This is a genomic window from Gilliamella sp. ESL0441 (assembly GCF_019469185.1).
In the GTDB taxonomy this organism is placed as follows: domain Bacteria; phylum Pseudomonadota; class Gammaproteobacteria; order Enterobacterales; family Orbaceae; genus Gilliamella.
In genome coordinates, this window is the sequence record NZ_CP048264.1 from 461,762 (window position 1) to 488,357 (window position 26,596).

The window sequence follows — 26,596 nt, forward strand, 5'->3', positions numbered from 1 at the left end:
ATAGTGAATATAAGCATAGTGTAATGGTGGTTTTATCGCGCTCTGCAATAAATAACATCATTTTGATGAGATAGAACACGGTGATACAAATCAAACCTTATTACTTTACCGCAAAATAAAATTCACTCATTAATTTTAAGCTAACGCTATAAAAATTAGATCACCATTCTAATTTTAAATACATCGTTATTAACAATAGTGCAATAAACCTAATAGTGACGAGTTAAAACGGGCGGCTATTAAGTAATAAAAGGAATAAGAAGCAAAAAATGGGAAACAATTTTAAGAAAGTCATCAATCAAGTTGCTGAAGGATTAATCAACAAATTAACCGAACATCTTATCCTCAATCGCCATACTTTTGCCAAATCAGAACACCATTTAATAACGCCTGCTATAAACATTAAAGGCAAAAAACAGTTAAACCAACAAAAAAATTCAGCCAAAAAAAGACAATTACTGCCAAAAACCAATCAATTGAATAATGATCAAGCAAATTGGATGTTACACATATGCAAACAAGGAATTAAAAATGCTTGCTGAATTAAACAATAGTGAAAATCTTTACCAATATCGTTACCTATTGGTTAATAACCTAATCGCCCTTAATCCGTTTCATCCATTATCAAAAGAACGATTATTTGCTCACTATGGTGAAAATAAAGCTTTTGGTGAAAAAAAACTTACTCAAGTACTGCGTACAGATTTGGATTACGATCCAAGTGTATGCCCGACACTGGTTAGGCTTGCTGAACCCGATCAATTTTTAGAAAGACCGATACTTGATATAATTAGCAAACAGACAGCAGTAGAATGCTTTTGGTCAAAACGTTATATTAGTGCCTATATTGTCACTGAACTAAAACCGTCGTTACTGGCTAAAAAACTTGTTGATATTGGAAATCACATCGCTAAAACACTGCGACAAAAACATTATTACCCCTTCTTCGAACCTTTTCGGATGCAATTTTTACACGAGCTTGGCTCGAACCAAGACAACGCATTGTTAAACGCACAATTTTCTGAGTTTGAAAATATCTATTATCCGTCTGTGCAGGGAGGGAAATTTATTCGCTACACTGTTGATGACGAGTCCGAAGTGCCAATAAGTTGGAGTCACGATTACTGTCAGCGTTTAAAAAACCTAAGGATGATACGCACGCTAGTCAATGCATGGGGAAATAACCGCAAAAAATTCGATGATCAAAAAAATGTACCACTGTCAAACGAAATCATTGTCGAAGCGGAATATTATGTTGATCAAGCGTACCAATTAGGGTTAACCGATGCCGCTGATATCTTATTTTGGGGATTAAATGGATTAAGGTATCACAAAGCCTTTACTCTAAATCCCAACGTACTTGAACATATCCCCAAAGCGATAAAAGCACCAGGCACGTTATCACGTCGAATCATTGAAGCAAAAATTAATATTGAAATTAAACCAAATAATATTCAATAAAATAATAGGTTAATAATAAAGAATGTAAGGTAAAAAATGGAAACAACAGAAAACATAGCCAACCGAAACCAAGATGACGCTAAAGGTCGTTGCCCTGCTTGTGAAAGAACTGGCTTACCCATATTTTTATTGCGTCAAGCTGTAATCAAAACGCAATCAGTACTGACTCCAGATATTGACCCTACTTATCAAGAATTAGCCGATTATGCTAAAACCTTAGACTTTAAAAAACGTATGCCTGATGAGGAACTAAAATATTACAGTTATGTGTTAAGAACATTACGAAATGGCTATGTATATGTGATACAACAAATCGAAGATATCGAAAGCCGAATACTTCATGCCTATGAATGTATTGAAGGGGCGCTTAGGTTAAAAGACTACTACCAGCTGACCAGTACCACGCCAAGACCGATATCAAAAGCATGTAAAAACTACTGTCACACTATTCCTGCATCGTTTATTCATCTGCAAAAAGAGTGCACCCAGGCATGGGTGGCTTACTCTTCACAACCTTGGAACGAGGAAACCATTAATAACTATTTACAAGAACAAGATAACCACGCATTATCCCGTTTTACTAAAATTGATGTAAAAAATTTTAAAGATTCCCCTTCTCAAGCAACGGGCAATCGAGCGGTACCATTTAAAGATATTTTTGGTAGTAGTTATCAGGATTATAAAAATGAAGACAGTAAAGTACTTGAGTTTCGTTTGGATAATCTCCCAAATAGTTTTGAATCAGCACATCCATTTATCAGTTTAAAAAACGAAAAATTAAAATATGTTACGCATACCAGCAACTTATACATAAACAAAACCCCCATTTCTTGTGGCGTAGTATTAGAAGATACCTTTGGCATTGCCGAAGAGCTTAACTCACAACGTCAGAACAGTTTATGTATGTTTGATAACGAAGCTGAATTACCGCCAGACGAAGAGATAAAACTCGATGATGATTTCGATGCTGGTTTTGATGTCGACAAACAAAATCAAATTTTTGAACGGCGTGCTCAAAACATGCTAAAAATGATTAATCCTAAATTAAAAAAACGCTTTAAATATTATCGACCAAACGTATTTAAAAAGCGCACAATTTTACAGTTAATAGAGCAATACCGAACTTCAATCGTCACATCATATGATCGGGAAATCGAAAAAGTAAAGGACGCAATTATAAAACACGAGGATCCCTCAAGAACTTATGATTATTACCCACTCACTAAAGACGATATGAAATTGAGTGAATTAATTACCGATAAGAAAAACGCATTAAATGATTTTGACGGCTGTATTGATCAGGGAAAAATTGATATATTTAACGACGAATTAAAAGACGCCTATCAAGAGCTGGTAGATTATTGCAAAGAGTGGTCGCAGGACTATTTTACTTATGTTCGTTGGTTGTTTGGTGATAAAGAATATCAATCAAAATACAGTAACATCACCCCGAAAAGCGTCAATATGGTACGTTTTTGGCAGGCTGAATTTGACTTTACTAACGAAGAAAGCATACAAAGCCACATTAAAGACGTGACTCAAATACTGATTGATGCCAGCCATTTTGAAGTCAAATTAGATGAAGACAATGCGCTATGGGATGAACTCCTTAGCAATCCGAGCAGTATTTATTACATTATTACTCACCTGAATATTAACGGTATCGATTTGGAACAAAAAGACTTTATCGATATTAATACTGACACCGAAATAAGTTGGAATGATGTCATATCAAGAAGCCTTAATATTGCGCTGATCCCAAACAAGTTACAAGAAGAACAACATAAAAATGAAGCTAAGGAAAAGCAAAAAATTTTAACGCAACAGCAAAAAGAACTTGAAGAAAAAATTAAAATCAATCAACAAGAGCTAGACAAACTAGAAAAAGAAAGAAAAACCATTCCGCTGCAAGACACCGAAAGACACAAGCAGTTACAACGAAAAAAAAGACAACATACGCAACAAATACAAAAATTAAAAGGTCAACTAAAAAACGTCAATACACAATTATCGGCACGCAATCCAACTAATAGCCCTTACAGCAAAAAACTAGTTCTTGCTCATGGTTATTTGAATGATGTGTCATTAAATAAATATTCAAGGCTAGTGAAAGATCAGAAGCTAACGTTAATTAAACCGCAATATTCCGAAATACATTTTATGTTTCGATTGGCTCAGCTCAATGTTTATCCACTCAGACTTGACGTGAAAATCAGACCAACGCATATCGAACCATTAGTCGCGCTAATCAGTCAAATGAACCGCACATATTACAGTTCAGAAGGGCTTACCTTGCAAGAACAAAAGTTCTTAAGTCAATTTGAAACCGATGACGAAAAACGACCTGTTGATGAAAAACAACCTGCTGGTAAAAAAGCATCATTGAAAAAACTCAGATTAATGATGTTCCTGCCAGATCTGGAAATCAAAAATACCATTGAATCATTTATCAAAAACCTAGAAAATAATGTTTTAAAACCGCAAGAACTTGCCAAAGTAATAAAACCAGCGTTAAAAGAAAAGGTTAAACTTGAGCAAACCAAAACTGAATTAGAAACCAAAATTGAACAACACAAAGAACAAAAACAAACCACGATTGAAGAGATAAAACACGATAACCGAATCGAAAAAAATCGGCAGATCCTTAATCAAGAACGGGAAAAACTCGAACAAATTTTAAACCAAAATCAGCAAGAACAAATCGATTTAGACAAAACCACGCATCAAGCTAAAATCGAAAAACATCGCAAGAGTGCCAACATTGCTAAAACAGGGTTTGCCATTAATATAGCGGTGAGTGGCATTATTGGAGTTTTAACCTTAAGCAATATTTGGGACAACTTAAAACAGTGGGGAACCCCACAAGCAGGCGAAGGTGAAATACAGCTTCAACGCCAGTTATACACCAATTTATTATCATTAGGATTAATGGGGGTTGATTTAACCAGTCAATACCGTGATGTGAAATTGAAAATGCAACTAACAAAAGCCACCGAAGCTGGCACCAGTATTACTAAAATTGAAAGCCGTCTTGCATTAAATAGTGTAATCATGAAAACAGTTGCGGTTGCCTTTGCGGCAATAACCGTCATAGATGCTATAGGTGAGCTAAAAAGTGCTTTTGATATGACAGATATGGAAAACAAAGATTATTTTAAAGCTAGAGTTGTAGGCTCTTTTGCTTTAATTTTTGGATCAATACTATTAACTATTTCCACACCAATTACTTTTATTGCAGGTATAGTGCTACTCATAATAGGAACTATAGCAGTGATGTTTAGTAAAAAATACGATAACTTCACCCCTATTCAACATTGGTTAAATCGCTGCTATTTTGGTATACAAGGAGAACTAAAATATCTTGGTTATGATGCCTATCACGAAGAAGACTACAACACCCATTCGGGGTTTGGTTGGGCGATTAATGACTATATGGTTATTGTTTATGGTATTAACACCTTTATCCACCTTAAGCCACTCCAGAATACGATAGTGCAGACTTATCCGGCACATTACATTACCAAAGATAGCCCCAATTCAATGCAACGGCATATCTATTTTTATGTCAATATTGCTGAATTTGCCGAAAACAACCTTAACGAATCGCTATCCGCTCATATTCGCTTGCACTTGAAAGATAATATCTATACCGATTTCAAATACCATGTTAATGCACAGGGTATAAAATTAATTCAAATCAACGAAAGTCCAATGCAAGACGACTATCTAAGTACCGATATGGAGGATTATGAAAATAAATATGATCAGCCAAAAACCAACAGCTATCCAACTGCAAACTCGACTATTGGCAAGTCCAAGTCAAAAGACTTTAGTTTGCAAAAATCCCCGGAGCATGATTTTCAAGAACTAATGATTAATAAATGGATAGCCGGAACCCTCGGATATTATCGAATCAAAAAATATCAGATAATCATCCAATATAATCACCGTGAAGAAGTACCATTAATAATTATGAAAAACGGAAAAATTTAATCAATCAGGAGAATAGCATGCCGTCAAAGTACCGCCCCCAACGTTTTGGTTGGATAGGGGATCTAGAGAAAGGGAAAAATTACTTAACCAGTCCCGAGGATCGGTTGATCTTTGCTAATGATAACTACTGTGTGTTTAAACGAAAAATATTATCCGATCAGATTTTTTATTTGATTATTATTTCATTAGGACTTATTTTCGGATGTATAGGGGAATATTTTGCAATCTCCTTAGTTGCCTTTTTTAATCCTGCAACTGAACGTACATTATTATATGTTGGTATAACAGCTATAGTTGCTTTTTGTTTAGGCATATATTGCATTATTCCCGAATTTTACCATAATCTATTTTCACGCCGAGGAAGTCCAATTATTTTTAACCGTAAAACGGGTAAAGTGTATGTGAATGAAAGTTACTTTTTTAGCTTTCGATTTTGGTATAACCCCTTAGTATTTTTACACCCCAATAAACGCCGAATAAAAGAGTATGATTGGGCAGATTTACACGGTGTTGCCATTCATAACTATTCGCCTTACTCACTAGTCAGCGATATTTTAATGGTGTGCAAGCCGGGCACTAATCAAACTATAGACCATATTATGTTCGACCCAGCCCGAAAAGGGGTAGGTAGTCATTTAATCTGGGGTTGGGTCAATAATTATATGATATTTGATAAATTAGCTGACCCAAGCCGAAGCATCTACCCAACCGACCAAGAAGACAAATTCAAACAAGAAATTATCAACGGTCAAGGTTGGCCCAAATGGATGATCGAAGCGTTCAATGCCACAACACAAGACGAGCTAGCCGACATCAAACAAAAATATCAGGTTAAGCAGTAATAAGGTTAGATAGTAAAGAAAGTTGGAAATAAGACCAAACAACAGGAGCCAGATATGTCGTCAAAGTACCGCCCCCAACGTTTTGGTTGGATAGGGGATCTAGAGAAAGGGAAAAATTATTTAACCAGTCCCGAGGATCGGTTGATCTATGCTAATGATAATTATTGTGTATTTAAACGAAAAATATTATCAGATCAAATTTTTTATTTCTGCATTTGTATTCTTGGTTTTATTTTTGGAATACCATTAATTTTAATTTCATATCCATTATTAATGGAGTTGGATTTTTGTAGAGAGAGTTTAGAATTCATTACAATTATAGTTATCTTAATAACTGCTTGCTTTGCATTATATATATTAATTCCAGAATTTTATCAAAATCTATTTCCATGTCGAGGCAATCCCATTATTTTCAACCGTAAAACGGGTAAAGTATATGTGAATGAAAATTACTTTTTTAACTTTAAAATTTTACGTAACCCATTAACTTTTTTGCACCCCAATAAACGCCGAATAAAAGAGTATGATTGGGCAGATTTACATGGTGTTGCCATTCATAACTATTCGCCTTACTCACTAGTTAGCGATATTTTAATGGTGTGCAAACCCGGCACTAACCAAACCATAGACCATATTATGTTCGACCCAGCCCGAAAAGGGGTAGGTAGTCATTTAATCTGGGGTTGGGTCAATAATTATATGATATTTGATAAATTAGCCGACCCCAGCCGAAGCATCTACCCAACCGACCAAGAAGACAAATTCAAACAAGAAATTATCAACGATCAAGGTTGGCCCAAATGGATGATCGAAGCGTTCAATGCCACAACACAAGACGAGCTAGCCGACATCAAACAAAAATATCAGGTTAAGCAGTAATAAGGTTAGATAGTAAAGAAAGTTGGAAATAAGACCAAACAACAGGAGCCATATATGCCGTCAAAATATCGCCCACAGCTTTTAGGTTGGATTGGGGACTTAGAGAAAGGAAAGAACTACTTAACTAGCCCTGAAGATCGGTTAATCTATGCCAATGATAACTATTGTGTTTTAAAACGCAAAAAATTATCTGACCAGATTTTTTATTTATTTATATTACTAATTTTAATATTTTTATTGAGTTTTTGTATAATAGTTTATTATTCAGTTCCATTGAATCCACCCAAAGATAGAGATGAAGAAATAATGGATCATATATTTTTAGCTGGCGTTATTTTAAGTTGGATAATTATATATTTGATTATTCCTGAGTTCTATCAGAATTTATTTTCACGCCGAGGAAATCCCATTATTTTTAACCGCAAAACGGGTAAAGTGTATGTGAATGAAAGTTACTTTTTTAACTTTAAAATTTTACGTAATCCATTAACCTTTTTGCACCCCAATAAACGCCGAATAAAAGAGTATGATTGGGCAGATTTACACGGTGTTGCCATCCATAACTATTCACCTTATTCACTAGTTAGCGATATTTTAATGGTGTGCAAACCCGGTACCAATCAAACCATAGACCATATCATGTTCGATCCAGCCCGAAATGGGGTAGGCAGTCATTTAATCTGGGGTTGGGTCAATAATTATATGATATTTGATAAATTAGCTGACCCAAGCCGAAGCATCTACCCAACCGACCAAGAAGACAAATTCAAACAGAAAATTATCAACGGTCAAGGTTGGCCCAAATGGATGATCGAAGCGTTCAATGCCACAACACAAGACGAGCTAACCAACATCAAACAAAAATATCAGGTTAAGCAATAACAAGGTTAGATAGTAAAAAAGTTGGAAATAAAACTAAACAACAGGAGCCAGATATGCCGTCAAAATACCGCCCCCAACGTTTTGGTTGGATAGGGGATTTAGAGAAAGGGAAAAATTACTTAACCAGTCCAGAAGATCGTTTACTTTATGCCAATGATAATTATTGTGTATTTAAACGAAAAATATTATCAGATCAAATTTTTTATTTATCTATAAGTTCATTTTTATCAATTTCATTATTTTTTTTAATTCCTATGTTGATATATGATATTGCAACTTTAAAATTTGATGGCAAAGATAGTAAGTCAATTTTTATTATATTATTCGTTATCTTGATATGTTTTATTTTTATTTGGTACTCAATAATTCCTGAGTTTTATCAGAATTTATTTACTCGTCGTGGAAGTCCAATTATTTTTAACCGTAAAACGGGTAAAGTGTATGTGAATGAAAGTTATTTTTTTAGCTTTCGATTTTGGTATAACCCCTTAGTATTTTTACACCCCAATAAACGCCGAATAAAAGAGTATGATTGGGCAGATTTACACGGGGTTGCCATTCATAACTATTCGCCTTACTCACTAGTTAGCGATATTTTAATGGTCTGCAAACCCGGCACTAATCAAACCATAGACCATATTATGTTCGACCCAGCCCGAAAAGGGGTAGGTAGTCATTTGATCTGGGGTTGGGTCAATAATTATATGATATTTGATAAATTAGCCGACCCCAGCCGAAGCATCTACCCAACCGACCAAGAAGACAAATTCAAACAAAAAATTATTAACGGTCAAGGTTGGCCCAAATGGATGATCGAAGCATTCAATGCCACAACACAAGACGAACTAACCAACATCAAACAAAAATATCAGGTTAAGCAATAATAAGGTTAGATGATAGTACAGAAAACTGGAAATAAAGCTAAACAACAGGAGCCAGATATGCCGTCAAAGTACCGCCCCCAACGTTTTGGTTGGATAGGGGATCTAGAGAAAGGGAAAAATTACTTAACCAGTCCAGAAGATCGTTTACTCTATACCAATGATAATTATTGTGTATTTAAACGAAAAATATTATCCGATCAAATTTTTTATTTCTGCATTTGTTTTCTTGGGATTATTCTGGGTATAGCGTCAATTATAATCTTATCTCCATTATTCTGGATATTAGATTTTAAAAATAATAGTTCAGTAATAATTATAGTTACAATAGGTCTTGTAACTGTTTGCTTTGCATTATATATATTAATTCCAGAATTTTATCAAAATCTATTTCCATGTCGAGGCAATCCCATTATTTTCAACCGTAAAACGGGTAAAGTGTATGTGAATGAAAATTACTTTTTTAACTTTAAAATTTTACGTAACCCTTTAACCTTTTTGCACCCCAATAAACGCCGAATAAAAGAGTATGATTGGGCAGATTTACACGGGGTTGCCATTCATAACTATTCATCTTACTCACTAGTCAGCGATATTTTAATGGTGTGCAAGCCCGGCACTAATCAAACCATAGACCATATTATGTTCGACCCAGCCCGAAAAGGGGTAGGTAGTCATTTAATCTGGGGTTGGGTCAATAATTATATGATATTTGATAAATTAGCCGACCCCAGCCGAAGCATCTACCCAACCGACCAAGAAGACAAATTCAAACAGAAAATTATAAAAGGTCAAGGTTGGCCCAAATGGATGATTGAAGCGTTCAATGCCACAACACAAGACGAGCTAACCAACATCAAACAAAAATATCAGGTTAAGCAGTAATAAGGTTAGATAGTAAAGAACGTTGGAAATAAGACCAAACAACAGGAGCCAGATATGCCGTCAAAGTACCGCCCACAGCTTTTAGGTTGGATAGGGGATCTAGAGAAAGGGAAAAATTATTTAACCAGTCCCGAGGATCGGTTGATCTATACTAATGATAATTATTGTGTATTTAAACGAAAAATATTATCAGATCAAATTTTTTATTTCTGCATTTGTATTCTTGGTTTTATTTTTGGAATACCATTAATTTTAATTTCATTTCCATTATTAATGGAGTTGGATTTTTGTAGAGAAAGTTTAGAATTCATTACAATTATAGTTATCTTAATAACTGCTTGCTTTGCATTATATATATTAATTCCAGAATTTTATCAAAATCTATTTCCATGTCGAGGCAATCCCATTATTTTCAACCGTAAAACGGGTAAAGTATATGTGAATGAAAATTACTTTTTTAACTTTAAAATTTTACGTAACCCATTAACCTTTTTGCACCCCAATAAACGCCGAATAAAAGAGTATGATTGGGCAGATTTACATGGTGTTGCCATTCATAACTATTCGCCTTACTCACTAGTTAGCGATATTTTAATGGTGTGCAAACCCGGCACTAACCAAACCATAGACCATATCATGTTCGACCCAGCCCGAAAAGGGGTAGGCAGTCATTTAATTTGGGGTTGGGTCAATAATTATATGATATTTGATAAATTAGCCGAAACCAGCCGAAGCATCTACCCAACCGACCAAGAAGACAAATTCAAACAGAAAATTATCAATGGTCAAGGTTGGCCCAAATGGATGATCGAAGCGTTCAATGCCACAACACAAGATGAGCTAGCCAACATCAAACAAAAATATCAGGTTAAGCAGTAATAAGGTTAGATAGTAAAGAAAGTTGGAAATAAGACCAAACAACAGGAGCCAGATATGCCGTCAAAATACCGCCCCCAACGCTTTGGTTGGATAGGGGATCTAGAGAAAGGGAAAAATTACTTAACCAGTCCAGAAGATCGTTTACTCTATACCAATGATAATTATTGTGTATTTAAACGAAAAATATTATCCGATCAAATTTTTTATTTCTGCATTTGTTTTCTTGGGATTATTCTGGGTATAGCGTCAATGATAATCTTATCTCCATTACTCTGGGAATTAGATTTTATAAAGGATAGTTTAGAATTAAATATAATTTCAATAAGCCTTATAACTGTCTGCTTTGCATTATATATATTAATTCCAGAATTTTATCAAAATCTATTTCCATGTCGAGGCAATCCCATTATTTTCAACCGTAAAACGGGTAAAGTGTATGTGAATGAAAATTATTTTTTTAACTTTAAAATTTTACGTAACCCAGTAACCTTTTTGCACCCCAATAAACGCCGAATAAAAGAGTATGATTGGGCAGATTTACACGGTGTTGCCATTCATAACTATTCATCTTACTCACTAGTTAGTGATATTTTAATGGTATGCAAGCCCGGCACTAATCAAACCATAGACCATATTATGTTCGACCCAGCCCGAAAAGGAGTAGGTAGTCATTTAATCTGGGGTTGGGTCAATAATTATATGATATTTGATAAATTAGCTGACCCAAGCCGAAGCATCTACCCAACCGACCAAGAAGACAAATTCAAACAGAAAATTATCAACGGTCAAGGTTGGCCCAAATGGATGATCGAAGCGTTCAATGCCACAACACAAGACGAGCTAGCCGACATCAAACAAAAATATCAGGTTAAGCAGTAATAAGGTTAGATAGTAAAGAAAGTTGGAAATAAGACCAAACAACAGGAGCCAAATATGCCGTCAAAATATCGCCCACAGCTTTTAGGTTGGATAGGGGATCTAGAGAAAGGGAAAAATTACTTAACTAGCTCAGAGAAGCGGTTGATCTATATGAATGATAATTATTGTGCTTTTATTCGACAAACATTTGCAGATCAAATTTTTTATTTTTTTATATATTTATTAGCTATTTTATTGGGTTGTGGGGCAATTTATACAGGTTTATTATTAGTTATGGAATATGATAATCCTAACATGGAAAACTATTTACTAATTGCTACTATTATAGGACTTATATTTTGTTTGGTTGGTATGAATACTATTATTCCTGGATTTTATCATGTTTTGTTTAGCCGCCGAGGAAGTCCAATTATTTTTAACCGTAAAACGGGTAAAGTGTATGTGAATGAAAGTTACTTTTTTAGCTTTCGATTTTGGTATAACCCTTTAGTATTTTTACACCCCAATAAACGCCGAATAAAAGAGTATGATTGGGCAGATTTACACGGGGTTGCTATTCATAACTATTCGCCTTACTCACTAGTTAGCGATATTTTAATGGTCTGCAAACCCGGCACTAACCAAACCATTGACCATATCATGTTCGATCCAGCCAGAATTGGAGTTGGTAGTCATTTAATCTGGGGTTGGGTCAATAATTATATGATATTTGATAAATTAGCCGACACCAGCCGAAGCATTTACCCAACCGACCAAGAAGACAAATTCAAACAGAAAATTATCAATGGTCAAGGTTGGCCCAAATGGATGATCGAAGCGTTCAATGCCACAACACAAGACGAGCTAGCCGACATCAAACAAAAATATCAGGTTAAGCAGTAATAAGGTTAGATAGTAAAGAAAGTTGGAAATAAAACTAAACAACAGGAGCCAGATATGCCATCAAAGTACCGCCCCCAACGTTTTGGTTGGATAGGGGATTTAGAGAAAGGGAAAAATTACTTAACCAGTCCCGAGGATCGGTTGATCTATGCTAATGATAACTACTGTGTTTTAAAACGTAAAAAATTATCAAATCAAATTTTTTATTTATGTATTGCTCTAATAGCAATTTTACTCACATGCATTGTTACATATTTGCTAATTTACTTAATTGTTTATTTTAATCCTAGAACTGATAGAAATTTGTTATATTTAGCTATATTCACTTTATTGCCGTGTAGTATAACAATCAATGTTTTAATACCAGAACTTTATCAAAATATTTTTACTCGCCGTGGAAGCCCAATTATTTTTAATCGTAAAACGAGTAAAGTGTATGTGAATGAAAGTTACTTTTTTAGCTTTCGATTTTGGTATAACCCCTTAGTATTTTTGCACCCCAATAAACGCCGAATAAAAGAGTATGATTGGGCAGATTTACACGGTGTTGCCATTCATAACTATTCACCTTACTCACTAGTTAGCGATATTTTAATGGTCTGCAAACCTGGCACCAATCAAACTATAGACCATATCATGTTCGATCCAGCCCGAAATGGGGTAGGCAGTCATTTAATCTGGGGTTGGGTCAATAATTATATGATATTTGATAAATTAGCCGACCCCAGCCGAAGCATCTACCCAATCGACCAAGAAGACAAATTCAAACAAGAAATTATCAACGGTCAAGGTTGGCCAAAATGGATGATCGAAGCATTCAATGCCACAACACAAGACGAGCTAGCCAACATCAAACAAAAATATCAGGTAAAGCAATAATAAAGTTAGATAGTAAAGAAAGTTGGAAATAAAACCAAACAACAGGAGCCAGATATGCCATCAAAATACCGCCCCCAACGCTTTGGTTGGATAGGGGATCTAGAGAAAGGGAAAAATTACTTAACCAGTCCCGAGGATCGGTTGATCTATGCCAATGATAACTATTGTTCATTAATTAGACAGAAATTGTCAGATAAAATCTTTTATACATTTATTTACTTTATTTTATTCGTTCTGTTGATTCCAGCAATTTTATTATGCGGAGCATTATTATTTATATACAATACAGATAATGAGATCGAAATAACATTATTAAGTACTATTGCTTTAATAACTTGTTGTATTACCATATATGTAGTTATCCCAGGATTATATCAATCATTATTTTCTCGTCGAGGAAGCCCAATTATTTTTAACCGTAAAACCGGTAAAGTGTATGTGAATGAAAGTTACTTTTTTAGCTTTCGATTTTGGTATAACCCCTTAGTATTTTTACACCCCAATAAACGCCGAATAAAAGAGTATGATTGGGCAGATTTACACGGGGTTGCCATTCATAACTATTCGCCTTACTCACTAGTTAGCGATATTTTAATGGTCTGCAAACCCGGCACTAACCAAACCATTGACCATATCATGTTCGATCCAGCCAGAATTGGAGTTGGTAGTCATTTAATCTGGGGTTGGGTCAATAATTATATGATATTTGATAAATTAGCTGACCCCAGCCGAAGCATCTACCCAACCGACCAAGAAGACAAATTCAAACAAGAAATTATCAACGGTCAAGGTTGGCCCAAATGGATGATCGAAGCATTCAATGCCACAACACAAGACGAACTAACCAACATCAAACAAAAATATCAGGTTAAGCAGTAATAAGGTTAGATAGTAAAGAAAGTTGGAAATAAGACCAAACAACAGGAGCCAAATATGCCGTCAAAATATCGCCCACAGCTTTTAGGTTGGATAGGGGATCTAGAGAAAGGGAAAAATTACTTAACTAGCCCTGAAGATCGGTTAATTTATGCAAATGATAACTATTGCGTTTTAAAACGTAAAAAATTATCTGACCAGATTTTTTATTTATGTATTAGTTCATTTTTATCAATTTCATTATTTTTTATAATACCAATATCAATATATCTTCTTTCTTTAGTAGAGTTTAAATCTGATGAACAATATATGTATTTTATTTTGTACGGACTAGTAATTTGCTTTATTTTTAGTTTTTATATAATTATTCCTGAATTTTATCAAAACTTATTCACTCGACGTGGAAGCCCAATTATTTTTAATCGTAAAACGAGTAAAGTGTATGTGAATGAAAGTTACTTTTTTAACTTTAAAATTTTACGTAATCCATTAACCTTTCTTCACCCCAATAAACGCCGAATAAAAGAGTATGATTGGGCAGATTTACACGGTGTTGCCATTCATAACTATTCACCTTACTCACTAGTTAGCGATATTTTAATGGTGTGCAAACCCGGCACTAACCAAACCATTGACCATATCATGTTCGACCCAGCCCGAAATGGGGTAGGCAGTCATTTAATCTGGGGGTGGGTCAATAATTATATGATATTTGATAAATTAGCCGACCCCAGCCGAAGCATCTATCCAACCGACCAAGAAGACAAATTCAAACAAGAAATTATCAACGGTCAAGGTTGGCCCAAATGGATGATCGAAGCATTCAATGCCACAACACTGGACGAGCTAGCCGACATCAAACAAAAATATCAGGTTAAGCAATAATAAGGTTAAAAGTTGTTTTTGAAATTTTGACGGTATAAAGATGTATTTATGGGGATAATGTTTTCATTTGAAAAGTTGTAAACTTTTACCTTATCTCCCATAAAAATTAAATTTTATAAAAAAGTGTTCATGGTATTTATTATTTCTTTTGAGCCTTATTCTAAAAGGATTTAGATGATAAATACTTTAGGATTAACTATTTATTGGTGTTCACTTTGGGTATTCACTAAATAAAAAAACCGCTAAATAATAGCAGTTTATAGTTATAATAATGATATTAATTATCCAATAAGTTATCCAACAAGTCAGATGGTGAAATATATGTTCTAACTTTGCTGTTTCCAATAAGCAATAATAATCCTTTATCTTCCAGTCCTTTTAAATCAGATCTTGCTGTATTTTCAGACACACTGTATTCAATACTTATCGATTTTGCAATAAACTGCCTACCCGGTTCTTTAGCTGCTTTTTTTAGAATATCAAGTTGTCTAAAATTTAACTTTGATGCTATTTTAGAATTTTTAATTCTAGTTAAGAAATCCGCTAATTCTCGTTGCTTTCTCTGTAGATAAAAATTTAATTCGTCAATAGAACGCATGATAATATCAATTTGGTGGTATAGAAAATAAGTAGTATCTAATTCATCATCTTCTACATATAAATAAGCTTTTGTATACTGTATTGGTGCGTTTTTAATTAATTTACTTATTGATGTATATTCAAATAACCAATAACCAGACTTCATCATAAACCAATAAAATAAGGCTCTTGCAGTTCTTCCATTTCCATCTCCGAAAGGATGAATAAAGCCAATAAAAAAATGTAACAATATTGCTTTAATTACTGGATGTATAAAAAACTCTCCTTCTTCACAATCATGACGAGTATTAACAAAATTACATAAATCACTCATCAAATCATAAAGTTCTTCTGCTTTAGGTGGCGTGTAAATGACTTCTTGTAGATGGTTTCTAACATAAATATCATCTGTTTGTCTAAACTCGCCACAGACAGCATTATTTTCTATTGCACCAGTTGTTGCTATTTCATGAAAACTGAGAATTAGCTCAATAGATAAACTTTCATTTTTCATTTCTAATGCTTTCTTCATCAATAAATAATTATTTAAAATCATAATTTCAGATTTATTTTTTGGTTTCCTATCTAATTCAAGCATTTTTTTGGCTATTCTTCTTGTTGTTGAAGCTCCTTCAAGCTGAGCCGATGAAATAGCTTCTTCCATAATTAAAGAATGAACTAAATATTTATTATTAACTCCATCCATCGATTCAGGATTATTCGTCCCTATATAACCACTGGATTTTTTATCTATTGTATGGAGATATCTTTGTAAAGAATCAGGAACACAAAATCTAAATTGATATTCTCCTATATTAATTAGTTTATTTGACTGTAATCTAGACATTTTAGTTGCAGCCCATGCTAAATCAATATCAATATTTTCATCATTTTTTTTATATTTAAAGTCACTCCAATGAAGATACCGACCTTTCGCATCAGTTTCTTTAAATTTACCCATAGCATTAATTAAACTAATAGTATCAATAGTTTCCATAATTTTATTTAATGATTTTGCGTGTGATATTCTCATACTTAACTCAATTTAAAAAAATTGAGTTAAATGATATTATTTAATCATCATAAAGTAAAGGTTACATTTAATAAAGAATTTATCTTTTCCAAAAAATGAAGGTTATTTTATAAAATTTAAACCATTTAATATTATGATTGATATTTTATGATTTGAGTTCAACATATTATTTACCTCCCTTATTGCTAAGTTTGGTATTGAGTCGATTTCTTTGATTGGTAGCGAAACAAGCCAAATCTCTTAATTGTATGAACAAATAACCTATGTCACGCATATCATTTTTAAGGCTTTGCTCGGTATAATCTTCATTTTCACAAGCCCAGAACATTAAATTACCAATCGCACCGATTCCACCTAAAATCGATTGTTGCAGTTCTTCAAAATGGCTCTCTACTCGTGATAAATGTTCGACAGGAAAATCCGCCTTATAAAGATTTAAGACAGAAAGTAAATTAGACAGGTCAAGTTGCCCGTTTTCAGGGTATAGGGTATCATTACTATTAGCCATAGCATTACTCCGTATAATGTTTGTGGTTAGATAGTTCGTTGTATGCCAGTACTTCGAGCTATCGTTATTTATAAAACCAACTAAATTTATTGGTGTACCTACAATATAATTCAAGGTGTGCTTACAAGTCAAATCTTTTTTATCTATATCATTTACTGTATAGTGAAGGTATAAATAACGTAAATTAAATGGGTTAAATATGGCTACAGGTCGTAATAATAATAGTTCTAAACTTAAAAATATCCGTTTCCCACATGACGTAATAGAACAAATAGATGAACAAGCTAAAAAAGAGAATACTAATTTTTCAGCTTGGGTGATTGCAAGTTGCCGTGAAAAGCTAGCTAAATCAAAAAAGAAATAGTCTTTTAACTTAATACCACTGATTAGTGGTATTGGTTTTATTCTCGCTATGGGTTCTTTATTATTATTCCCTTAAATTCCTTATTTTCTCTTTTTATGGACGTGCAAAACCTACTTTTTAAATTCAATCCCATGCAATGAATTTTAAGACGTATACACGTGCGCATAGTGTTCTTAATTAATCGATCCATTTATAAAAGATAGTCTTCATTAAGATCTGTTTGCTCTTTCTTATTAATTATATCTATAGCTTCAGATAAACTATAATATAACGGTTCAGGTAATGCCATTCATCCCTCACGTTCTTAATAGACAATTGAGACAGTTCGCTAGGGTTGCGGATGTTCGGGGATCAGTCTAGATGCAAATAATATTATAATATTCAGTTAGCTACATTATAGCACTGTGTTTATAGTCATAAAGTCAATTTTGAGGTAGTGAATACTAACGAAAAGAGGGGATTTTATTTGCAGTGTTTTAAATAAAATTGTTTTACTTTATAAATGACAAATTTAGAAGTTTCAAATCCTAATAGGATTCTATTAAAAGTATCATCATTACATGGTTTATGACAAACAAAACTTCCATCATTCACATTTTTTATGAGATTATCGACTGAATATATATCTGCTTTTTGATAGAAAATAAAGCTATCATGACGTATAAATTCATGATCTCCAGCCTTTAAAATACATGTTTTATCTACATGATTTTTGTCTGTAACTGTTGAAACATTAACAATTAATACACTGTCAGTTAATGTTCTTGGATAATAAACGGGGTCACAACAAATAATACTTAGATGATCAGTTCTGCCCGACGGAATTAAAATAGTTCCTTTTTTTGCAGGATAAAAACTCATTTCAAGGCAGCCATCACACCATCAAGTTCGTTAATTTCAAGAAGAGAATTAGATAAAGATGTAGCTTGTTCTTCTGTTTTGCCGAGTGCTAAAAAAACATCTTTGTAACTTATTTTTATAGCTCCCCCCTGAGGATCCTTCCACTCTTTACAAAATTCATGTGTAAAATCTCTTAGCTCAAACCCGCTCATGTTTCCAAAACGCTTATAAGTGCTTTCGAGAATTTCTAAATCAGCATCACTTAGCTCGTCAAAAGTTTCTCTGTCTATCTTTTGAGGTATTAAAGATATTTCATTATCTTTTTTATCAGAGATACTTTTTTGCCATGTAGAATCGTCAATTTTACCATTAATTAAATCTAATGTTTGGGACAATACTGGTCCATGAGGCATTGAAAACATTTTATCTTCACTAATTGGATAGCCATATAAGTTCAATGATTCTCTATCTGATAAATATAAAAGTTTTATTAGCTTTAAATGAGCCATTCGACCACCCTCTTTATCTATAAAATACATAGACATTTGAGCGACTTTTGCTGCATTAAACATAGTATAAAACCTCTTTGGTTGTAAATTTGTTAACAACTTGTTTTGTTAACGCTAATAATTATAAGTTATGTTAACTCAACAAGCAAAAGGAAAATAATACTGTTTTAATATACAGTATTTTGCGGGTTTTGTCCATCGCATTATTAATATGCTAAATTCTATAATCAAATTCAATTATTTGATTTAAAATAAAATTAAAGAATGTGATAACTATTTAGTAGCGACTATATTCCGCTTCAGTTTTAAAATATAGACATTGCAAAAAACTTAAAGAGATTACTATTAGCTAGGTGTTTATAAATTATTGAATCCTCGAGCAACACAATCAATCTTGTTTTTGGCACTTCGTTAATATAAAGATTTACTGTTTCATTTTGTTTTATGCTACTTTTACCGTGCCTTAAATTCTTCAAGCCAAGAAAGGCAGAGGGGGGGAAATTTAAATAACTCTAATCTCGCTACACTTCCCCTGATTTTGTGCAGAATGACGAATTGAAATGATTTTTTAGTTTTTGTTTATTCGCTATCACCATCTTAATAATTATTTAATCGTCCTTTGGAATATTAAGATCGTCTTAGAATATAACTCATTGATTAATATTTATATAAATTAATTTGATAACAATAATAAAGAATATATTTAGATGTGAGTAATTTTAAGGGTAAGTTTAGCAGTAAAAATAGGCTTTAAGCCTTATTTATGCTGATTTTGATGTGTTTTTAAAGGATTTTGAAGAATGTTGCTGATTATTGAATTGGTGCCGTGGGCGGGACTTGAACCCGCATGCCCTTAGAGCACTACCCCCTCAAGATAGCGTGTCTACCAATTTCACCACCACGGCGCCGTTTTTATTCTGGAATATCCGATGTCGGATTGACATTCGTCGGTTTTGTTTGTTCAACCGAATTTTGTTGTGTTGTTACAGGAGTTGATTCATTGACTTCGATTTTTCTGAACTCACTATGACCAACCATATTTGACAGAACGATACTGATAACAAAAAACAGCACCCCTAAAATTGTTGTTGATCGCGTTAAAAAATTACCACTACCTGAAGAGCCAAATAATGTCGCAGATGCACCTGCTCCAAAAGACGAGCCCATTTCAGCGCCTTTTCCTCGCTGTACCAATACTAAAATAATTATTGCTATGGCGATAATTAAATAAACTGCTATTAGAAGTCCGTACATTTTAACCTGTCAATTTGATGTGTGTTATACAACAAAAATTTATAGATGCGAAATATTAGCGAAAGTGTGACAAACAAGCAAGTATATTTTCTTATTTTCTGTATTTATCGTAATCAATTGTATGTTTCTCAGGTAAAAATCAGTATAATGTCGCCATTTTTATTATAGTATCGTTGTTTTATGAAATTTATTGTTAAGCTCTTTCCTGAAATTACCATTAAAAGTGAATCTGTTCGTTTACGTTTTATAAAAATATTAACCAGTAATATTCGAAATATTTTAAAACGTCATATTGAAGAAGTCGCAGTTATTCGTCATTGGGATTTTATTGAAGTCCGTCCAAAAGTTGCCAATAGTGAAGCGCAAATTCTCGATTTATTGATCCGTATTCCAGGTATTCACCATGTTTTAGCGGTGGATGAACTCCCTTATGTGGATATTCATGACATATACGAAAAAGCATTAAATTATTATGCTCCTCTGATTGAAAATAAAACATTTTGTGTGCGAGTTAAGCGTCGAGGAAAACATGATTTTACCTCAATTGATGTTGAACGTTATGTCGGTGGAGGCCTTAATCAATTTGTGGCTTCTTCCAAAGTGAAATTAACTCGCCCTGACGTCACTGTTAATTTAGAAATCGATAAAGATAAATTGTTACTTGTTAAAGGACGTTATGATGGTATAGGTGGATTCCCTACAGGCACACAAGAAGATGTTATCTCGCTAATTTCGGGCGGTTTTGATTCAGGCGTATCGAGTTATATGCTCATTAGACGTGGCTGTCGTGTTCATTACTGCTTTTTTAATCTTGGCGGTAAAACACACGAAATTGGTGTCAAACAAATGGCACACTATTTATGGGAGCGTTTTGGTAGTTCACATAAAGTTCGTTTTATTGCTATTGATTTTGCCGACGTGGTGGGTGAGATTCTTGAAAAGGTGGATGACGGTCAAATGGGGGTTATTCTTAAACGAATGATGATTCGAGCCGCGTCAAAAATTGCTCAGCGCTATAAGGTCGAAGCATTGGTGACTGGTGAGGCTTTAGGTCAGGTTTCAAGTCAGACATTGACCAATTTACGCTTAATCGATAATGTCAGTGATACTTTAGTGTTACGTCCACTCATTACGCATGATAAAGAAACCATTATTAATCTTGCTCGCCAAATTGGAACAGAGGATATCGCTAAAACCATGCCAGAATTTTGTGGTGTGATTTCGAAAAGCCCAACCGTTAAGGCAGTAAAAGAAAAAATTGAAGCAGAAGAGCTCAATTTTGATTTTTCAATTTTGGATAAAGCGGTTGAAGAAGCCGAAAATATCGATATTCGTGAAATCGCTAAACAAGCTGATACAACAATTACACAAATAGAAACGGTTACAAAACTTAATAATGAGCATGTGGTGATTGATATCCGCTCACCTGATGAACAAGAAGATGAGCCGCTTGAATTAAGTGATGTAGAAGTTAAACATATTCCCTTTTATAAGTTAGCTACACAATTTGCTGATTTAGATCAATCTAAGCAATATTTACTGTATTGCGCTCGTGGTGTAATGAGTAAATTGCAGGCTTTATATCTTATGGAACAGGGTTATTTAAATGTAAAGATATTTAAAGTATAAAATTACTAAGAATTTTGTATATTGTTAGCACTTTTTGCATATATAATAAATATAAGGGAGAAAACAAAGCTGTATCAATAATAGGACAAATCTAAAATATAAATTATAAATATTATGAATCAATAGGATTAAGAGGGTTGTAATGAACAAATTACTTGTAGTTGATGATGATCCAGAAATAGCCTCGTTGTTGTGTGAATTATTAGAATTAGAAGGATTTGAAGTTGTAACAGCTAACAATGGAGTCCAGGCTTTAGAAAAGTTTGATAATACCATTGATCTTATTTTACTTGATATTATGATGCCTGAAATGAATGGATTAAGTGTATTATCTCAACTTAGAAATAAATATACGGTTCCCGTCATTTTTTTAACAGCTAAAGACAATGAATTTGACAAAATTATTGGACTTGAACTGGGTGCAGATGATTATATCTTGAAACCATTCAATGACAGGGAGCTTGTTGCAAGAATCAATGCTCTTTTACGTCGAAAACGTTGGGATAATTTAGTTGGTGGCTTTGGTGAGAAGTCACTTCAATATACGATTGATAAACTTACTGTCAATCGGAAGCAACAATCTGTTTCTTTCGATGATAAGTATATTGAATTAACAGGCACCGAATTTCAAATATTATTAAAACTTCTTGAAAATGCTGGGAAAATAATCTCACGGGATACCTTGAGTGAAACAGTGCTAGGTAAGGAATTTATTCCTCTGGCTCGTTCGATTGACGTGCATGTTTCTAATTTACGTAAGAAGCTTCCACCACGTAGTGATGGCTTACCGTGGATTAAAACATTGCGTTCTAAGGGCTATCTATTCGTTGTAGATCAGAATGATGATCTGTTACAAAATTAGATTTTTTTTTCTAAATAAGGTAAGAACATATGTGGATTTTTGATCGTTTAACTATCAGAATTTTCACTATATTCTTACTGACTATAGCATTTTTTTTGATGCTAATTATCATATTGCCGAGTCTTGATTCTCGAAATTTGACCTATTTGTCAAATCAACAGAAACAAGTCGGCAATATTTTGGCTAGTCAGCTCGAAAAAGAGTTAACTAATGTACCTAAGAACAGTTTTCGTTGGTGGATGCGTTTTATTGTTGTCATGGACAGCCATCAAAAATCCAGTCAATATTTGTTTATATTGACACCCAATGAACAAATTATAACCGCAGACACTAAAAACGTTGATTTAGTTAAAAATTTTAGTGAAAAATCCCACAATATTAAAGATCCTGCCAAAAAGATTTATGGTTCCCAAGAAATTATTGGCCCGTTTCTTGTTAATTATGCTAAAGAAGAATATAAATTGTATGTTTTACAGCCTGCGTCGGATATACAATCACAATTTGTCAGCTTGATTTTTGATCATCCTTTTTTGTTATTAGCGTTAACAATGCTAATTAGCTCGCCATTTTTGCTTTGGCTATCTTGGAGTATTGCAAGACCAGCACGAGGCTTGAAACGTGCCGCCGATCAGGTTGCTAAAGGTAATTTACAAGAGTGGCCAGATCTTGAAAAAGTAGGCTCTACTGAGTATAAAGCAACGGGTGCGAGTTTTAATCATATGTTACGGGAATTGAAACGAATGCAAGAGTCTCAGCAACGTTTATTTTCCGATATTTCTCATGAATTACGTACACCATTAACACGTTTACAGCTTGCTGCATCATTATTGCGTCGTAAGCAGGGGGAAAGTACGGAAGTCACTCGTATTAATAATGAAGCCTTAAAATTAGATGCTATGATAGGGGATCTATTGTCATTGGCTAGACATCAGTATGATAACAACGAAATTCGTGATTTATATAGTGTTAATATACTATTTAAACAAGTGCTTGATAATGCAACATTTGAAGCTGAACAGATTGGAAAAGATTTTGTAATATTGCATCCTCCAACTAACTATACTATTTTATGTTATCCAACAGCGTTATGTAGTGCGCTTGAAAATGTGATACGTAATGCTTTCCGTTACTCCAATCATAGAATTGAGGTTGATTTTGTCGCTCACCAAAAACACCTGACGATTACCATTGATGATGATGGATTAGGTGTTCCAGATAGTGAATTAGAACAAATCTTTAGACCATTTTATCGTACCAGTGAAGCCCGAGATCGTGAATCAGGTGGAACAGGCTTAGGTTTGGCGATTGTGTCTAATGCTATTATGCGAGATCATGGAACTGTTAAAGCAGAGAAAAGTCCCTTAGGCGGACTGAGAATTGTGATAGTATTGCCTATCCAAAATAAAAAATAGAAGAGAATTGTTGTGTCTAATGCTCCATTAAATATTGTTTTATTCGAACCTGAAATTCCTGCTAATACTGGTAATATTATACGCCTTTGTGCGAATACGGGCTTTAATTTACATATTATTGAACCAATGGGATTCTTTTGGGATGATAAAAAACTTAGACGAGCAGGGCTTGATTATCAAGAGTTTGTCGATGTTAAACGTTATAAGAATATTCATCATTTTTTAGAGACAAATCGACTTGATTTAACCACACAAATTTATGCGTTAACCACAAAAGGGCAAAAGCCACATAGCGAAGTCAGCTATAAAAATGGCGATTTTTTAATGTTTGGCCCTGAAACACGGGGCTTACCAACAACAATACTTGATGCTATTCCACAAGACCATAAAATTCGCATTCCTATGTTAGCCAATAGCCGGAGTATGAATTTATCAAACTCAGTTGCGGTGGTGGTTTATGAATCATGGCGACAATTAAATTATATTGGCGCTAAATAGTTTATCGCCGTTATCGAAAAAAATAGTAATAACCCCAAAATAAGTTTGTAAATAATTTGGGTAAATCAATTTTTTTGTTAATGAAAAATTTACAATACGACTAACAAAAAATTACTGAATGGGTTGGTTATGTCAAAATCTAGGATGTGATTATGAAATTCGATTGTCTATAAGTATTAAGATGCATACTTTTTAGGATATTTAAGCAATATAGCCAAGCATTTTTGCCTGACTATATCGGTTAAAATAGTTAATGTTAAATTAACTTATTTTATTTAACACGTGAAACGTATTCGCCTGAACGTGTATCAACTTTAAGAACTTCACCAATTTGTACAAACAGTGGTACACGGACAACAGCACCAGTTGATAATGTTGCTGGTTTACCGCCTGTTCCTGCTGTATCACCTTTTAAACCTGGATCAGTTTCGATAACTTCAAGTTCAACAAAGTTAGGTGGGGTTACGGCGATAGGTTGACCGTTCCATAACGTTAAAATACATTCAGCTTGATCGACTAACCATTTGGCATTGTCGCCAACCGCTTTGGCATCAGCAGATAATTGTTCAAATGTATCGTTATTCATGAAGTGCCAAAATTCACCATCGGTATATAAATAGGTTAAGTTCATATCGACAACATCGGCTGCTTCAACAGATTCACCCGATTTGAACGTTTTATCAACTGTTTTACCAGAAAGTAATTTTTTAATTTTTACACGGTTAATTGCTTGCCCTTTTCCGGGTTTATAAAATTCGTTTTCAACAATTACGCACGGCTCACCATCTTGCATTATTTTAAGACCGGCTTTAAACTCATTAGTACTATAAGATGCCATAAAAGCTCCAACTATCATTCTGAATTACAAAAATGAGCCATATTATACAGCAAAAAGTTGAACTACCAAATAAAGATGACTGGATTTTTGATCTTGCTAATGTTGTGACCGATATCAAACAACTTTATTGTTATTTAGATTTGGATCCAGATACGATTTCTCTATCAATGAAACAAGCGAAAAAACAGTTTCCGCTTCGAGTTCCTATGGCTTTTATTCATCGAATGAAGAAGGGTGATTATCATGATCCGTTGCTAATGCAAGTACTTTGTAATGATAATGAAATGATCAATGTCGATGGATTTAGCGCAGATCCGTTGCAGGAACAAGATAACACTATTCCTGGATTATTGCATAAATATTACAATCGAGCCTTATTAATGACTAAAACGGCATGTGCGATTAATTGTCGTTACTGTTTTAGACGACATTTTCCTTATCATGAAAATCAGGGTAATAAGAAAAATCTTACTGTTGCATTAGATTATATTGCGAATCATCCAGAGCTTGATGAAATCATATTATCTGGCGGTGATCCGTTAATGGCTAAAGACCATGAATTGGATTATCTAGTTCATGAATTAGAAAAAATTAAGCATGTTAAACGGCTACGCATTCATACCCGTTTAGCGGTAGTGATTCCTTCTCGTATTACCGCTAAACTTTGTCAACTTTTTGCCAAAAGTCGTTTACAAATTGTTGTTGTCACGCATATCAATCATCCTAACGAAATTGATGACGATGTGTCACATGCCGTTAACCAATTAAAACAACATAATGTGACGGTTCTTAATCAAAGTGTATTATTAAAAAATATTAATGATAATGTGAATACCTTAGCTCAATTGAGTAATAAACTGTTTGATAATGGTATTTTACCTTATTATATTCATTTGTTAGATAAAGTTCAGGGTGCGGCTCATTTTTTAGTGGAAGACAAACAAGCTAAACAATTAATGAAGCAGCTAGCTGAACAGATATCGGGTTATTTAGTCCCTAAATTAGCCCGTGAAGTAGGCGGTGAAAAAAGCAAGCGTGTGCTTACATTTAATGATTAATTTTATGAATATGAAAAGTTCATTGTATATATTATGGTTATAAAGGTAGCGCAATTTGCGGGGATTTTATCTCATTTATCTATTAAAATTCCATTGACGAAAAATAAAA

At 33.8% G+C, this 26,596-nt stretch carries 26 protein-coding genes and 1 tRNA gene; 20 read left to right on the forward strand and 7 right to left on the reverse strand.

The genetic code is table 11. The features are described 5' to 3' along the window. Positions 1-269 precede the first annotated feature (269 nt). From GYM75_RS02095 to GYM75_RS02160, 14 genes are read left to right on the forward strand one after another with little or no spacing between them, the layout of a single operon-like run. Positions 270-542, forward strand: a complete 273-nt coding sequence (locus GYM75_RS02095) for a hypothetical protein (RefSeq protein ID WP_220216533.1) — start codon at positions 270-272, stop codon at positions 540-542. Continuing rightward, entirely contained in the window at positions 532-1,461 is a 930-nt protein-coding gene (locus GYM75_RS02100) for a hypothetical protein (protein ID WP_220216534.1), read from the forward strand. Before GYM75_RS02095 ends, GYM75_RS02100 begins: the two co-directional genes overlap by 11 nt. Positions 1,462-1,497: 36 nt before the next feature. After that, the gene (locus GYM75_RS02105) at positions 1,498-5,454 is read left to right on the forward strand and encodes a toxin VasX (protein WP_220216535.1); all 3,957 of its coding nucleotides are present in this window, start codon (positions 1,498-1,500) and stop codon (positions 5,452-5,454) included. 17 nt (positions 5,455-5,471) lie between these two features. Further along, the gene (locus GYM75_RS02110) at positions 5,472-6,296 is read left to right on the forward strand and encodes a DUF6708 domain-containing protein (protein ID WP_220216536.1); all 825 of its coding nucleotides are present in this window, start codon (positions 5,472-5,474) and stop codon (positions 6,294-6,296) included. A gap of 54 nt (positions 6,297-6,350) precedes the next feature. Then, complete coding sequence (locus GYM75_RS02115; RefSeq protein ID WP_220216537.1) at positions 6,351-7,175, forward strand: DUF6708 domain-containing protein; 825 nt, start codon at positions 6,351-6,353, stop codon at positions 7,173-7,175. A gap of 54 nt (positions 7,176-7,229) precedes the next feature. Beyond that, positions 7,230-8,057 (forward strand): DUF6708 domain-containing protein, encoded by an 828-nt coding sequence (locus tag GYM75_RS02120; protein ID WP_220216538.1) that lies wholly within the window; start codon positions 7,230-7,232, stop codon positions 8,055-8,057. Positions 8,058-8,110: 53 nt separating this feature from the next. Then, positions 8,111-8,941 (forward strand): DUF6708 domain-containing protein, encoded by an 831-nt coding sequence (locus GYM75_RS02125; RefSeq protein ID WP_220216539.1) that lies wholly within the window; start codon positions 8,111-8,113, stop codon positions 8,939-8,941. Positions 8,942-8,998: 57 nt separating this feature from the next. Next, entirely contained in the window at positions 8,999-9,823 is an 825-nt protein-coding gene (locus GYM75_RS02130) for a DUF6708 domain-containing protein (RefSeq protein ID WP_220216540.1), read from the forward strand. Between the two features lie 54 nt (positions 9,824-9,877). Next, entirely contained in the window at positions 9,878-10,702 is an 825-nt protein-coding gene (locus GYM75_RS02135) for a DUF6708 domain-containing protein (RefSeq protein WP_220216541.1), read from the forward strand. Positions 10,703-10,756: 54 nt separating this feature from the next. After that, positions 10,757-11,581, forward strand: coding sequence for a DUF6708 domain-containing protein (locus GYM75_RS02140; RefSeq protein ID WP_220216542.1), 825 nt, complete (start codon positions 10,757-10,759; stop codon positions 11,579-11,581). A gap of 54 nt (positions 11,582-11,635) precedes the next feature. Continuing rightward, positions 11,636-12,463, forward strand: a complete 828-nt coding sequence (locus GYM75_RS02145) for a DUF6708 domain-containing protein (RefSeq protein ID WP_220216543.1) — start codon at positions 11,636-11,638, stop codon at positions 12,461-12,463. A 54-nt stretch (positions 12,464-12,517) separates the two neighbouring features. Beyond that, the gene (locus GYM75_RS02150) at positions 12,518-13,342 is read left to right on the forward strand and encodes a DUF6708 domain-containing protein (RefSeq protein ID WP_220216544.1); all 825 of its coding nucleotides are present in this window, start codon (positions 12,518-12,520) and stop codon (positions 13,340-13,342) included. Positions 13,343-13,396: 54 nt separating this feature from the next. Next, positions 13,397-14,221 (forward strand): DUF6708 domain-containing protein, encoded by an 825-nt coding sequence (locus GYM75_RS02155; protein WP_220216545.1) that lies wholly within the window; start codon positions 13,397-13,399, stop codon positions 14,219-14,221. A 54-nt stretch (positions 14,222-14,275) separates the two neighbouring features. Then, complete coding sequence (locus GYM75_RS02160; protein ID WP_220216546.1) at positions 14,276-15,103, forward strand: DUF6708 domain-containing protein; 828 nt, start codon at positions 14,276-14,278, stop codon at positions 15,101-15,103. A 277-nt stretch (positions 15,104-15,380) separates the two neighbouring features. On the opposite strand, the gene GYM75_RS02165 is transcribed toward GYM75_RS02160, so the two are convergent. Next, entirely contained in the window at positions 15,381-16,715 is a 1,335-nt protein-coding gene (locus tag GYM75_RS02165; RefSeq protein ID WP_220216547.1) for a Fic family protein, read from the reverse strand. Between the two features lie 166 nt (positions 16,716-16,881). Next, on the reverse strand, positions 16,882-17,223 hold the full coding sequence (locus GYM75_RS02170; protein ID WP_220216548.1) for a hypothetical protein: 342 nt from the start codon (positions 17,221-17,223) through the stop codon (positions 16,882-16,884). A gap of 199 nt (positions 17,224-17,422) precedes the next feature. On the opposite strand from GYM75_RS02170, the gene GYM75_RS02175 reads away from it, so the two are divergent. Beyond that, positions 17,423-17,587 (forward strand): YlcI/YnfO family protein, encoded by a 165-nt coding sequence (locus GYM75_RS02175; RefSeq protein ID WP_220216549.1) that lies wholly within the window; start codon positions 17,423-17,425, stop codon positions 17,585-17,587. A gap of 462 nt (positions 17,588-18,049) precedes the next feature. On the opposite strand, the gene GYM75_RS02180 is transcribed toward GYM75_RS02175, so the two are convergent. The 4 genes from GYM75_RS02180 to secG all read right to left on the reverse strand — a co-directional run bounded on the left by GYM75_RS02180 (position 18,050) and on the right by secG (position 20,190). Then, positions 18,050-18,448, reverse strand: a complete 399-nt coding sequence (locus tag GYM75_RS02180; protein ID WP_220216550.1) for a hypothetical protein — start codon at positions 18,446-18,448, stop codon at positions 18,050-18,052. Next, the gene (locus GYM75_RS02185) at positions 18,445-18,999 is read right to left on the reverse strand and encodes a Panacea domain-containing protein (RefSeq protein ID WP_220216551.1); all 555 of its coding nucleotides are present in this window, start codon (positions 18,997-18,999) and stop codon (positions 18,445-18,447) included. The genes GYM75_RS02180 and GYM75_RS02185 overlap by 4 nt, the downstream gene beginning before the upstream one ends. A gap of 756 nt (positions 19,000-19,755) precedes the next feature. Next, positions 19,756-19,841 (reverse strand) — tRNA-Leu (locus GYM75_RS02190). Between the two features lie 7 nt (positions 19,842-19,848). Next, positions 19,849-20,190, reverse strand: a complete 342-nt coding sequence (gene secG, locus GYM75_RS02195) for a preprotein translocase subunit SecG (RefSeq protein WP_220216552.1) — start codon at positions 20,188-20,190, stop codon at positions 19,849-19,851. A gap of 180 nt (positions 20,191-20,370) precedes the next feature. Here secG and thiI point away from each other — a divergent pair, with 180 nt between their 5' ends. From thiI to trmL, 4 genes are all read left to right on the forward strand, one after another. Continuing rightward, the gene (thiI, locus tag GYM75_RS02200) at positions 20,371-21,819 is read left to right on the forward strand and encodes a tRNA uracil 4-sulfurtransferase ThiI (RefSeq protein ID WP_220216553.1); all 1,449 of its coding nucleotides are present in this window, start codon (positions 20,371-20,373) and stop codon (positions 21,817-21,819) included. Between the two features lie 142 nt (positions 21,820-21,961). Further along, the gene (locus GYM75_RS02205; RefSeq protein ID WP_220216554.1) at positions 21,962-22,681 is read left to right on the forward strand and encodes a response regulator; all 720 of its coding nucleotides are present in this window, start codon (positions 21,962-21,964) and stop codon (positions 22,679-22,681) included. A 29-nt stretch (positions 22,682-22,710) separates the two neighbouring features. Further along, positions 22,711-24,093, forward strand: coding sequence for an envelope stress sensor histidine kinase CpxA (gene cpxA / locus GYM75_RS02210; protein ID WP_220216555.1), 1,383 nt, complete (start codon positions 22,711-22,713; stop codon positions 24,091-24,093). Positions 24,094-24,105: 12 nt separating this feature from the next. Then, a complete protein-coding gene (gene trmL, locus GYM75_RS02215) occupies positions 24,106-24,591 on the forward strand; it encodes a tRNA (uridine(34)/cytosine(34)/5-carboxymethylaminomethyluridine(34)-2'-O)-methyltransferase TrmL (RefSeq protein ID WP_220216556.1) in 486 nt (161 codons plus the stop codon). Between the two features lie 271 nt (positions 24,592-24,862). Here the strand turns inward: trmL and efp are convergent, their stop codons facing one another. Next, positions 24,863-25,429 carry an elongation factor P gene (gene efp / locus GYM75_RS02220; protein WP_034882790.1) on the reverse strand — a complete coding sequence of 189 codons (567 nt, stop codon included), beginning with the start codon at positions 25,427-25,429 and terminating at the stop codon, positions 24,863-24,865. Positions 25,430-25,461: 32 nt separating this feature from the next. On the opposite strand from efp, the gene epmB reads away from it, so the two are divergent. After that, the gene (gene epmB / locus GYM75_RS02225; RefSeq protein WP_220216557.1) at positions 25,462-26,487 is read left to right on the forward strand and encodes an EF-P beta-lysylation protein EpmB; all 1,026 of its coding nucleotides are present in this window, start codon (positions 25,462-25,464) and stop codon (positions 26,485-26,487) included. Positions 26,488-26,596: the final 109 nt, after the last annotated feature.

What these genes read in the sequence shown, in the direction of transcription:
- GYM75_RS02095 (WP_220216533.1), top strand. Translation starts at nt 270, where the DNA reads ATGGGAAACAATTTTAAGAAAGTCATCAATCAAGTTGCTGAAGGATTA.
- GYM75_RS02100 (WP_220216534.1), top strand. Translation starts at nt 532, where the DNA reads ATGCTTGCTGAATTAAACAATAGTGAAAATCTTTACCAATATCGTTAC.
- GYM75_RS02105 (WP_220216535.1), top strand. Translation starts at nt 1,498, where the DNA reads ATGGAAACAACAGAAAACATAGCCAACCGAAACCAAGATGACGCTAAA.
- GYM75_RS02110 (WP_220216536.1), top strand. Translation starts at nt 5,472, where the DNA reads ATGCCGTCAAAGTACCGCCCCCAACGTTTTGGTTGGATAGGGGATCTA.
- GYM75_RS02115 (WP_220216537.1), top strand. Translation starts at nt 6,351, where the DNA reads ATGTCGTCAAAGTACCGCCCCCAACGTTTTGGTTGGATAGGGGATCTA.
- GYM75_RS02120 (WP_220216538.1), top strand. Translation starts at nt 7,230, where the DNA reads ATGCCGTCAAAATATCGCCCACAGCTTTTAGGTTGGATTGGGGACTTA.
- GYM75_RS02125 (WP_220216539.1), top strand. Translation starts at nt 8,111, where the DNA reads ATGCCGTCAAAATACCGCCCCCAACGTTTTGGTTGGATAGGGGATTTA.
- GYM75_RS02130 (WP_220216540.1), top strand. Translation starts at nt 8,999, where the DNA reads ATGCCGTCAAAGTACCGCCCCCAACGTTTTGGTTGGATAGGGGATCTA.
- GYM75_RS02135 (WP_220216541.1), top strand. Translation starts at nt 9,878, where the DNA reads ATGCCGTCAAAGTACCGCCCACAGCTTTTAGGTTGGATAGGGGATCTA.
- GYM75_RS02140 (WP_220216542.1), top strand. Translation starts at nt 10,757, where the DNA reads ATGCCGTCAAAATACCGCCCCCAACGCTTTGGTTGGATAGGGGATCTA.
- GYM75_RS02145 (WP_220216543.1), top strand. Translation starts at nt 11,636, where the DNA reads ATGCCGTCAAAATATCGCCCACAGCTTTTAGGTTGGATAGGGGATCTA.
- GYM75_RS02150 (WP_220216544.1), top strand. Translation starts at nt 12,518, where the DNA reads ATGCCATCAAAGTACCGCCCCCAACGTTTTGGTTGGATAGGGGATTTA.
- GYM75_RS02155 (WP_220216545.1), top strand. Translation starts at nt 13,397, where the DNA reads ATGCCATCAAAATACCGCCCCCAACGCTTTGGTTGGATAGGGGATCTA.
- GYM75_RS02160 (WP_220216546.1), top strand. Translation starts at nt 14,276, where the DNA reads ATGCCGTCAAAATATCGCCCACAGCTTTTAGGTTGGATAGGGGATCTA.
- GYM75_RS02165 (WP_220216547.1), bottom strand. Translation starts at nt 16,715, where the DNA reads ATGAGAATATCACACGCAAAATCATTAAATAAAATTATGGAAACTATT.
- GYM75_RS02170 (WP_220216548.1), bottom strand. Translation starts at nt 17,223, where the DNA reads ATGGCTAATAGTAATGATACCCTATACCCTGAAAACGGGCAACTTGAC.
- GYM75_RS02175 (WP_220216549.1), top strand. Translation starts at nt 17,423, where the DNA reads ATGGCTACAGGTCGTAATAATAATAGTTCTAAACTTAAAAATATCCGT.
- GYM75_RS02180 (WP_220216550.1), bottom strand. Translation starts at nt 18,448, where the DNA reads ATGAGTTTTTATCCTGCAAAAAAAGGAACTATTTTAATTCCGTCGGGC.
- GYM75_RS02185 (WP_220216551.1), bottom strand. Translation starts at nt 18,999, where the DNA reads ATGTTTAATGCAGCAAAAGTCGCTCAAATGTCTATGTATTTTATAGAT.
- secG (WP_220216552.1), bottom strand. Translation starts at nt 20,190, where the DNA reads ATGTACGGACTTCTAATAGCAGTTTATTTAATTATCGCCATAGCAATA.
- thiI (WP_220216553.1), top strand. Translation starts at nt 20,371, where the DNA reads ATGAAATTTATTGTTAAGCTCTTTCCTGAAATTACCATTAAAAGTGAA.
- GYM75_RS02205 (WP_220216554.1), top strand. Translation starts at nt 21,962, where the DNA reads ATGAACAAATTACTTGTAGTTGATGATGATCCAGAAATAGCCTCGTTG.
- cpxA (WP_220216555.1), top strand. Translation starts at nt 22,711, where the DNA reads ATGTGGATTTTTGATCGTTTAACTATCAGAATTTTCACTATATTCTTA.
- efp (WP_034882790.1), bottom strand. Translation starts at nt 25,429, where the DNA reads ATGGCATCTTATAGTACTAATGAGTTTAAAGCCGGTCTTAAAATAATG.
- epmB (WP_220216557.1), top strand. Translation starts at nt 25,462, where the DNA reads ATGAGCCATATTATACAGCAAAAAGTTGAACTACCAAATAAAGATGAC.